The sequence below is a fragment of the Mycobacterium sp. TH-M82 genome (assembly GCF_057473605.1).
Genome location: NZ_JBYCKY010000712.1, coordinates 1 through 1,515, shown reverse-complemented (window position 1 = coordinate 1,515; position 1,515 = coordinate 1). Strand labels below are relative to the sequence as shown.

Genomic DNA, 1,515 nt, shown 5'->3' with positions numbered 1-1,515 from the left:
GGCCGCCACGACGGGGTCGCGGCGGTGATCGAGAAGCTCAAAGGCCACCCGTTGTTCGCCCACATCACGCTGCTGCGCAGCGAGCGTTCGCCGATCGCCGCGCTGGTCACCGAGATGCTCGAGGAGATCGCCGGACCGCACTGAGCTGAGTGCGCGGGCCGGTAGGCTTCCAGCGTGCCGAAACGACCCGACAGCCAGGCATGGCGCTATGGGCGCATGGTGTTCGGTGCCGTGGCGGCCGTCGCGGTGTTGGTGGTCGGCGGCATGACGGGGCATGTGACCCGGGCCGAGGATCTCAGTTGCGCGGTGGTCAAGTGCGTGGCGTTGACGTTCGATGACGGGCCGAGCCCGTTCGATGCCCGGCTGCTGCAGATCCTGAAGGACAACGACGCCAAGGCGACGTTCTTCCTGATCGGCAACAAGGTGGACGCCGACCCGGCCGGGGCCAGGCGCATCGCCGACGCGGGCATGGAGATCGGCAGCCACACCTGGGAACACCCCAACATGGCGACCCTCCCCACGCAGGACATCGCCGATCAGTTCTCGCGCGCCAACGACGCGATCACAGCCGCCACGGGTCGCACGCCCGCGCTGTACCGTCCCGCCGGCGGACTGTCGAACGAGGCGGTACGTCAGACGGCTGCGCGGTACGGTCTGGCCGAAATCCTCTGGGATGTAATCCCGTTCGACTGGGCGAACGATTCGAACACGGCGGCAACGCGCGCCATGCTGATGACTTACGTCAAGCCCGGTTCGGTGGTGTTGTTCCATGACACCTATTCGAGCACCGTGGATGTGGTGTACCAGTTCATCCCGGTGCTCAAAGCCAACGGCTACCGCATGGTGACGGTCAGCGAACTGCTGGGTCCGCGGGCACCGGGGAGCAGCTACGGCAGCCGGGAAAACGGGCCGCCCGCCAATGTCCTGCGTGACGTCCCGGCGAGTGAGATCCCGATACTGCCCGACACGCCGTCGCCCCGGCCGATGCCCAACTTCCCGATCACCGACATCCCGGGCCAAAACTCGGGTGGGCCGAACAACGGTGCCTGACGGCCGGCAGTGGCCGGCGCGCGGCCAAAACCGCACGCACCAGCATGGCCGGGGTGGCCAGTGTGAGCGGGGAACGGTCGCGCGCGCCGACCGCCAGCACGGCTGCGGCCACTTTCGGGTCGCGCGCGGCGCTCGCGTAGAGCAGCCGCTGCACGGGGTTGAGCCGGCGGGTCCGGCTGAAGTGGATGTTCATCATCTGATGCGGCAGAAGATGTCGCCGGTGCCGCCGCTGGTAGCGGCGGGCGGCCGCGTCGATGTCGCCGTCGGTGCCCCGTAGTAGCGGGTCGGCGACGGCGTCGGACAGCCATTCGGCGCTTTGCAACGCCCACCCGATGCCGGTTCCCCACACCGGGTCGCTGACCAGGGCGGCATCGCCGATCAGCGCCACACCGGGAGCGACGATGCGGGTGCGGGTGATATTGGGGTAATCGGTGGATCCGATGACATCGGAAACCCGTTGAGCCG

The 1,515-nt window shown here is 68.3% G+C and carries 2 protein-coding genes and 1 pseudogene; 2 read left to right on the top strand and 1 reads right to left on the bottom strand.

The genetic code is table 11. The features are described 5' to 3' along the window. A pseudogene (locus tag AC2VON_RS20790) lies at positions 1 to 144 on the top strand (PhoH family protein); the annotation flags it as partial. A gap of 30 nt (positions 145 to 174) precedes the next feature. After that, entirely contained in the window at positions 175 to 1,050 is an 876-nt protein-coding gene (locus AC2VON_RS20785) for a polysaccharide deacetylase family protein (protein WP_486954608.1), read from the top strand. Here AC2VON_RS20785 and AC2VON_RS20780 read toward each other — a convergent pair. Continuing rightward, a partial coding sequence (locus AC2VON_RS20780; RefSeq protein ID WP_486954607.1) for an NAD(P)/FAD-dependent oxidoreductase occupies positions 1,001 to 1,515 on the bottom strand: 515 nt, incomplete at its 5' end. The two genes, AC2VON_RS20785 and AC2VON_RS20780, sit on opposite strands and share 50 nt — an antisense overlap.